The 7403-nt window shown below is 36.1% G+C and carries 7 protein-coding genes; 5 read left to right on the top strand and 2 right to left on the bottom strand.

The window, feature by feature from the left end; translation table 11 throughout:
* Positions 1 to 257 precede the first annotated feature (257 nt).
* From V7164_RS24875 to nadE, 3 genes are all read left to right on the top strand, one after another.
* Positions 258 to 1199, top strand: coding sequence for a UPF0104 family protein (locus tag V7164_RS24875; RefSeq protein ID WP_335348335.1), 942 nt, complete (start codon positions 258 to 260; stop codon positions 1197 to 1199).
* 131 nt (positions 1200 to 1330) lie between these two features.
* On the top strand, positions 1331 to 2791 hold the full coding sequence (locus tag V7164_RS24870; RefSeq protein WP_335348336.1) for a nicotinate phosphoribosyltransferase: 1461 nt from the start codon (positions 1331 to 1333) through the stop codon (positions 2789 to 2791).
* A 47-nt stretch (positions 2792 to 2838) separates the two neighbouring features.
* Positions 2839 to 3660 carry an ammonia-dependent NAD(+) synthetase gene (nadE, locus tag V7164_RS24865; RefSeq protein ID WP_335348337.1) on the top strand — a complete coding sequence of 274 codons (822 nt, stop codon included), beginning with the start codon at positions 2839 to 2841 and terminating at the stop codon, positions 3658 to 3660.
* Positions 3661 to 3699: 39 nt separating this feature from the next.
* On the opposite strand, the gene V7164_RS24860 is transcribed toward nadE, so the two are convergent.
* Positions 3700 to 4152, bottom strand: a complete 453-nt coding sequence (locus V7164_RS24860; RefSeq protein ID WP_335348338.1) for a hypothetical protein — start codon at positions 4150 to 4152, stop codon at positions 3700 to 3702.
* 206 nt (positions 4153 to 4358) lie between these two features.
* On the opposite strand from V7164_RS24860, the gene V7164_RS24855 reads away from it, so the two are divergent.
* Both V7164_RS24855 and V7164_RS24850 read left to right on the top strand, forming a co-directional pair.
* On the top strand, positions 4359 to 4826 hold the full coding sequence (locus V7164_RS24855) for a hypothetical protein (RefSeq protein ID WP_335355556.1): 468 nt from the start codon (positions 4359 to 4361) through the stop codon (positions 4824 to 4826).
* A gap of 652 nt (positions 4827 to 5478) precedes the next feature.
* Positions 5479 to 6633 (top strand): D-alanyl-D-alanine carboxypeptidase family protein, encoded by a 1155-nt coding sequence (locus V7164_RS24850; RefSeq protein WP_335347502.1) that lies wholly within the window; start codon positions 5479 to 5481, stop codon positions 6631 to 6633.
* 18 nt (positions 6634 to 6651) lie between these two features.
* Here the strand turns inward: V7164_RS24850 and modB are convergent, their stop codons facing one another.
* Positions 6652 to 7305: a molybdate ABC transporter permease subunit gene (gene modB / locus V7164_RS24845; protein WP_335347501.1), complete on the bottom strand. Its 654-nt coding sequence runs from the start codon at positions 7303 to 7305 to the stop codon at positions 6652 to 6654.
* Between the last annotated feature and the right edge of the window lie 98 nt (positions 7306 to 7403).

Raw genomic sequence — 7403 nt, 5'->3', positions numbered from 1 at the left:
GGATATTCCATACCCATAAAAATTTCATCATGAGCCCTAATATAAAACTGACATAGATGGCATGATCAGCCGGAATATTGGAAGCATCCATCAAAAAATCTAACATATACTCACCTCGGTATCTTAGGGCAATGGGTAAATTATAATTGATTTTTGATTACGGTGCAATTGAAAACACTATCCAATTTAATGGGAGCTTAAATATAATGGTTGTACCAATATTAAGGAAGTAATAGAATATAGGATGGACTGACTATTTGATTGAACGGTGGGGTATTTTGTCTTTTTTTAAGCGAAAAACGTTATTAACAATTGCAAAGGTTTTATTTCCAATTCTGATCTTGCTATTAATCAGCTATGAAGCGAAAGGTTTGTTTAAGGATTTTAACTGGAACTTAATTGACCTATATTTAGACAGGCTTTCTCTCCAGAGAATTATTTTGATATTTATCCTTGGATTAATTGCCTTGATTCCGATGTTTTTTTATGATGTGGTTCTTTTTCAAATTTTTAAAAGCAGAGTTCGAAAGAGGCAGTTTATTTTTTATTCCTTATCTGCAAATGCTTTCTCAAATTTAGTTGGATTTGGCGGGGTGGCCGGAGCAACTTTACGATCTATTTATTATCGCAAATATGCGACTGATTCTATTCCTGTCATTAGGATCATTGCAAAAATTTCTCTGTTTTATTTAACAGGGCTATCTATTCTTTCCTGGCAAGTAGCATTTACGGATATGCATGTTTATGCCGAAATCAAGTTTATGAAATTTGCCGTCTGGGCTATTGCAGCCTATACACCGGTTTTACTTATTCTTTTTTCATTTAGAAAAAAGTTTTGGAGCTTGGAAAACTTACAAAAGGGTTTTATTGCTGAATTAATAACCATCTCCATATTTGAATGGTTATTTGTTGGAATATGTATATGGGGGATTGCTCACTTATTGAGCGTAGCTGTTCCATTTTCAATTATTTTTCCGATCGTGATTATCTCGGCTTGTGCAGGTATCATTAGCCTTATTCCAGGAGGGATTGGGTCATTTGACTTAGTTTTTCTTATTGGAATGGAGACATACGGGATTCCAGCAGAATTAAGCTTGTTAATTATCATGTTTTATCGGCTTAGCTATTATATTTTTCCTGTTTTATTAAGCACGCCTTTTGTAATTTTTCAAATGGCTGCTAAAAAAAATCAAAGCTAAACAAAGTGACTTTTTTCTATCAAGTCCTTTTGTTTAGTTTTTTATATACATTTCTATCGGTTCAATATTGTGTAATCCTACAATTTAGAGGGTAAAATGGTAGTATTAATACTTTGCTAGGGGGATTTTTAATGCATCATTATTTTCAGGATGATAGTCTAACTCTGCATACTGACTTATACCAAATAAATATGGCAGAAACCTATTGGGAAGACGGAATTCATAATAAAAAGGCTGTGTTTGATTTATATTTCCGTAAACTTCCTTTTAATAATGGATATGGAGTCTTTGCTGGACTGGAAAGAGTAATAGAATATATTAATCAATTCCATTTTTCTGAAAGTGATATAACATATTTAAGAGACGTATTAGGTTATCGGGAGGATTTCCTTGAATATTTAAAAACACTTACATTTACAGGCTCCATTCGTTCAATGTCAGAAGGAGAACTTGTATTTGGAAATGAGCCGCTTATGAGAATCGAGGCACCGCTTGCACAGGCACAATTAATCGAAACGGCTCTTCTGAACATCATTAATTATCAAACGTTAATTGCGACAAAGGCTGCTCGGATTAAGGAAGTACTAGGCGAAGAAACGGCGATGGAGTTTGGATCTAGAAGAGCACATGAAATGGACGCAGCCATCTGGGGAGCAAGAGCTGCTTTCATAGGAGGATTTCAGTCAACATCTAACGTAAGAGCAGGTAAGAAATTTAATATTCCTGTTTCAGGTACACATGCCCATGCACTTGTTCAAGCCTACCAGGATGAATATACTGCCTTCCATAAATATGCAAGAAGACATAAAAATTGCGTTTTTCTAGTTGATACGTATGATACATTGAAATCGGGTGTGCCAAATGCCATAAAAGTCGCAAAGGAGCTCGGAGATCAAATAAACTTTATAGGTATTAGGCTAGATAGTGGAGACTTGGCCTATTTATCTAAGGAAGCGAGAAAAATGCTTGATGAAGCTGGTTTTCCAAATGCCAAAATAGTTGCCTCAAATGATCTGGATGAATATACGATCTTAAACTTAAAGGGGCAGGGGGCAAAAATAGATTCATGGGGTATTGGTACTAAATTAATTACCGCCTATGACCAAGCTGCTTTAGGTGCTGTCTATAAGCTCGTCTCTATTGAAAACGAATCAGGTCAAATGGTCGATACGATCAAGATCAGCGGAAACCCAGAAAAGGTGACAACACCGGGAATGAAAAGGGTATATCGGATTATTAATAAAGAGAACCAAAAGTCCGAAGGGGACTATATTACTTTAGAGGACGAAAATCCACAGGAAGAAAAACGGTTGAAAATGTTCCATCCTGTTCACACGTATATAAAGAAGTATATTTCTAATTTTGAAGCAAAAGAGCTGCATAAGGATATATTTGTAAACGGTAAGCTAGTGTACACAATACCTAAACTGACAGATATTCAACAATTTGTTAAAGAAAATCTATCTTTACTTTGGGAGGAAAACAGGCGTTCATTAAATCCAGCAGAATATCCGGTCGACTTAAGTCAGAAATGCTGGGATAATAAAATGGAGCATATTAGAAGAGTAAAAGATAAAGTGAACAAGCTTTAAATAAGATCAGGGGAATGGGACAGCATCGTTAAGCGGGAGGAAGAAAAATGACAATTCAAAAGGAAATAATGGAGAAATTGCATGTCAATCCACATATAGATCCAAAGGAAGAAGTCAGAAATCGAATTACTTTTTTAAAAGAATATTTAATAAAAACAAGAGCGAAGGGTTATGTTCTTGGCATTAGCGGCGGGCAGGATTCAACACTTGCAGGGAAACTGGCGCAGCTGGCAGTAGAAGAGTTACGGAAAGAGGACCATGAAGCCATGTTTATCGCCGTTCGCCTTCCTTATGGCGTTCAAGGAGATGAAGAAGATGCAAAGCTGGCACTTTCATTTATTAAAGCTGATCGGGAATATGTATTTAACATTAAATCAGCCGTAGATGACATTCAACATGAATATAACTCAATTGTAATAAATAACTCATTAAGTGATTATCAGAAGGGTAATGTAAAGGCAAGAATGAGAATGATTGCCCAATATGCATTTGGCGGAGAGAGCGGGTTGCTAGTCATTGGCACTGACCATGCTGCAGAGGCCATCACAGGCTTTTATACGAAATTTGGCGATGGGGGTGCAGATGTCACTCCGCTGACCGGGCTAACAAAACGGCAAGGAAAAGCACTTCTAAAGGAATTAGGTGCCGATGAAAGGCTTTATTTAAAAGTGCCAACAGCAGACCTTCTTGATCTAAAACCGGGACAGGCAGATGAAACAGAACTTGGGATCTCATACGATGAACTCGATGATTATCTCGAGGGTAAACAAGTAAGCCAAGATGCAGTTGATAAAATTGAGAGACGCTATCTCTTGTCTGAGCATAAAAGAAGAATGCCAGCAAGCATGCATGACAATTGGTGGAAATAAAGGATAAACAGCGTTAGGAAAATTCCTAACGCTGTTTTTTTAATCCACCACAATATACGCGATCATCGGTCCATTTTGTTCTTTTCCATGATGGGTATGACAAATTAATCTATATATCCCTTCTTTTTTGAAATGGAGAGGGACAACCGTATCCTCACCTTTTTTCACAATTCCTTTAATATCGGTTCCTTCAATAGAAAATGGATGCTCAGCCCCATTCACGCCTGAAATAATAAGATTTACTTTTTCTCCTTCTTTCACAAAAATCGTTCCCGGGTCCCAACGGTATGACTCAATCTCTTTCCCATTTGGAAGCTTAGCTTTAAATTCTCCTGTCACCATATGAATTTCTCGAACTTCCTCATTTGCCTCTTGGTTAAATACAGATATCGCACCTTTGTTAACAATTAACCAAATTGATGCAGAGGCTACTGCTACAAAGATAACTAAAAACATGATGATGGCTCTTTTTTTCAAAATCAAAAATGGCATTTGCTTTCTCCCCCCATTAAATGTTTGTCCATTATTATAGATATGCTGATAGGGGGGAAGAACTTGTCTAAATTATTTATTTTTCTTCATAATTCCTCATTAGACTTGGAATGACTAGTACATTCTTCCTGATTTAGCCGAAATACCTGTAAAAATTATACATAATATAGATATAATTAATACATATGTCGGAAAGGGGATGGAATATGGAAGGCATTATCTTATTAGCGGTTGGGGTTCTGATTGTTTTTTTCTTTTTAAAACTCAGGAAAAAGAGAAGGAGATTTAAACTAAAGTATGAGCCGATTCCTGCAAACCTAGGAATCTTAAAGCCTAGGGATAAGGATATCGTAAAGCTCCTTCACTCATCCTTAGCCTCCTCCAATGTTAATCAATTAAAGCTTCGTGTTTTGCAAAACAACGCAAATTGGACAGATCACGATTTTGAATGGGCATATTTTGAGTTGAAAAGATATTTTATTTTAAACAGTTTATTAAAAACAGTTCCGATGTTTAGCGAGAGAGTGGACGAAATTTGGCATGAAATGCTTATGTTTACAAAGGATTATGAAAAGTTTTCGCATAAGTTTTACAAAGGTTTTTTACACCATACACCAAATATCGATTCAAAACCGATCCCGGAGAAAGAGCTTTTTTTGATTGGGTTTATTTAAGTGTATTTCAGTCCTCTACAAATAGCCGTTTGCTTTGGGGCGGATTTTTAAGGCATCCGATAAAGCCAGAAATTCTTCAAGATTTTAAAAATCTTCCAGAAGATGAACTTTTAGATAGATATTTCAGAGCAACAGAAGATTGGATAGAAATTAAAAAATACTTAATCAGTAAAATGAAACAGGAAATATCTCAAGCAGAAATAATGAAGAATAACGAAAATGAATGCTCCTATTCACGTATAAATGCAGACAAAGAATATTATAAACTTCTTCCTGCTGCTGTATTTTTCTCCATGTATTCACCAGAAGTATTCCCACATGATATGAATCCGCTAATTCCAATAAAGCAGGCAAAGGCGAGCGGAGGAGGATCATCTTGTTATGGATATGGCTGCAGCAGCTGCTCATCAAAAGATTCAGGCAGTAATTCCAGCGGCGATTCCGGAGGAAATTCAAGCTGTTCAAGCTGTGGAGGAGGCTGCAGTTAACGGATAAGTAATCCTGATGGATTGCTTATTTTTTTTCGATTTTTTTTCAATAATTATGTTGAAATTAACAGTTATGTAACATTTTCATGATTTTTCTCCTATTAATAATAAGTTTTGATACAATCAAAAATGGACAAGAATAAGATCATATGGATGGGAATATTATGAATAAAACTTTTCTTTCAACACTGATAATTTTATATTTATGTATACAAGCTGCTCATGTAGTGAAAGCAGCTTCGGTTTCTAGCCCCGAGATCAAAAGTGAGTCAGCGATACTTGTAGATTCTGAGACAGGGGCGGTGTTATTTCAAAAAAATGCTGACAATAAAATGTTTCCAGCCAGCTTAACTAAAATTGCCACAGCCATTTACGCTATAGAAAATGGGAATCTTGAGGACCTAGTTACTGTAAGTAAAGGTGCGGCTAATACGGATGGGACAAGTGTATTTTTAGAGGAAGGGGAGCAAGTTCCATTAAAAAAGCTAATCCAGGGCATGTTAATCAACTCAGGAAATGATGCAGCTGCTGCCATCGCTGAGCATCTTGATGGAGACCGATATGAAGATAGAATAAACCAATATCTATCTTCAAAAGTAAAGGTAAAGAATACACACTTCACAAATCCACACGGTCTTTTCAATGAAAATCATTATACAACGGCAAAGGATTTAGCTAAAATAACGAATTATGCACTTCAAAATAATACCTTTAGAGAAATTTACGGAACGAAGGAACTGGCATGGAAGGGGAAGTCATGGGACACTACAATCTTAACCCATCATTTGATGCTTAAGGGAGAAATCCCCTATGAAGCAGTAAACGGAGGAAAGACTGGGTATGTACCTGAGTCTAAATTCACACTTGCATCAACAGCTCTTCAGAACAAGATGGAGCTGACGGCCATAGTTTTGAAAGGGATGAATGATAACTTGGTATATGAAGATACAGAGGCGTTGTTTGATTATGGATTTGAACAGTTTAAACATTCTTATATAAGTAAATCTGCTGTTTTTCAGACAGCGGGAAAAACTTTTACAACTGATAATAACGATGTTTTAATTACAATCCCATCTGCTTTCTATCAAAAAAATGTAACTTCAAATGGTCAGTTACAATTAACAAATAATAAGGGAGATGTCATTCAATCAATTGCTCTTGTTGAAAAAAAGGAAGAAAAAACTGATACTCCTCCATATATTATGGATCAAACTGATCATATAACGATGGGATACTATGGGAAATTTGCAATGGTACTTTTAATAATCGGAGTCCTAATTATAGGAGTACGAAAAATAAGAAAAGCGATAAACGGATAAAATTCGTTTATCGCTTTCTTATTTGAAAATCGAAACAAGCAATAGCATGATGAAGGAAATGACAATCATTGTCCCTACAAGAGCCCATGCAAGATTCATATTTCCTGATTCGATAGACATATAAATAGCAGTTGACATCGTTTGTGTCTTCCCAGGAATATTTCCGGCAAACATTAACGTGGCGCCAAATTCCCCAAGTGCCCTCGCGAAGCTTAATATAGCTCCAGTTATTAATGATTTATAGGCAAGGGGCATCGTAATTAAGAAAAAAATTGTCCATTCTCCAGCTCCATCCACTCTAGCAGCCTCTTTAATTCCTCGGTCCACTTCAGAAAATCCTGTTTTCGCAGATTGATACATCAGCGGCAGGGCGACAATGGATGATGCAATGACGGCAGCCCACCATGTAAACATCATTGGATGATTGAAGATAGATTGAATCCATCTGCCAACAGGACTTGAATTTCCGAAAATAATAATTAATAAAAACCCAATTACGGTTGGAGGGAGGACAAGTGGAAGCATAAAAATTGTTTCCACTATCACTTTGCCCTTAAAGTTTTTTTCTAACATAAATTTTGCTAGCAATGTACCCGTAACAAAAACAAAAAGTAAAGAAATTAATGATACTTTAATAGAAAGTTGAACAGGTGATAGAAATAATTCATCCATAATAATCAATCCAATACAATCAATTTCGCCTTGGCGAAATTGAGCCCAGATTTTTATCGAGCAAGCTCGATAATTTCCTCTAAAAAATCTGAGGCATC

Origin of the sequence: Bacillus sp. JJ1474 (assembly GCF_036965225.1) — a bacterium.
GTDB lineage: Bacteria > Bacillota > Bacilli > Bacillales > Cytobacillaceae > Cytobacillus.
Note: the sequence above shows the minus strand (reverse complement) of the source record. Positions and strands in the feature narration are given on the sequence as shown.

Bases quoted from the DNA above. Each gene is read 5' to 3' on its own strand.
- V7164_RS24850 (WP_335347502.1), top strand. From the start codon at position 5,479: ATGAATAAAACTTTTCTTTCAACACTGATAATTTTATATTTATGTATA.
- nadE (WP_335348337.1), top strand. From the start codon at position 2,839: ATGACAATTCAAAAGGAAATAATGGAGAAATTGCATGTCAATCCACAT.
- V7164_RS24870 (WP_335348336.1), top strand. From the start codon at position 1,331: ATGCATCATTATTTTCAGGATGATAGTCTAACTCTGCATACTGACTTA.
- V7164_RS24855 (WP_335355556.1), top strand. From the start codon at position 4,359: ATGGAAGGCATTATCTTATTAGCGGTTGGGGTTCTGATTGTTTTTTTC.
- V7164_RS24860 (WP_335348338.1), bottom strand. From the start codon at position 4,152: ATGCCATTTTTGATTTTGAAAAAAAGAGCCATCATCATGTTTTTAGTT.
- modB (WP_335347501.1), bottom strand. From the start codon at position 7,305: ATGGATGAATTATTTCTATCACCTGTTCAACTTTCTATTAAAGTATCA.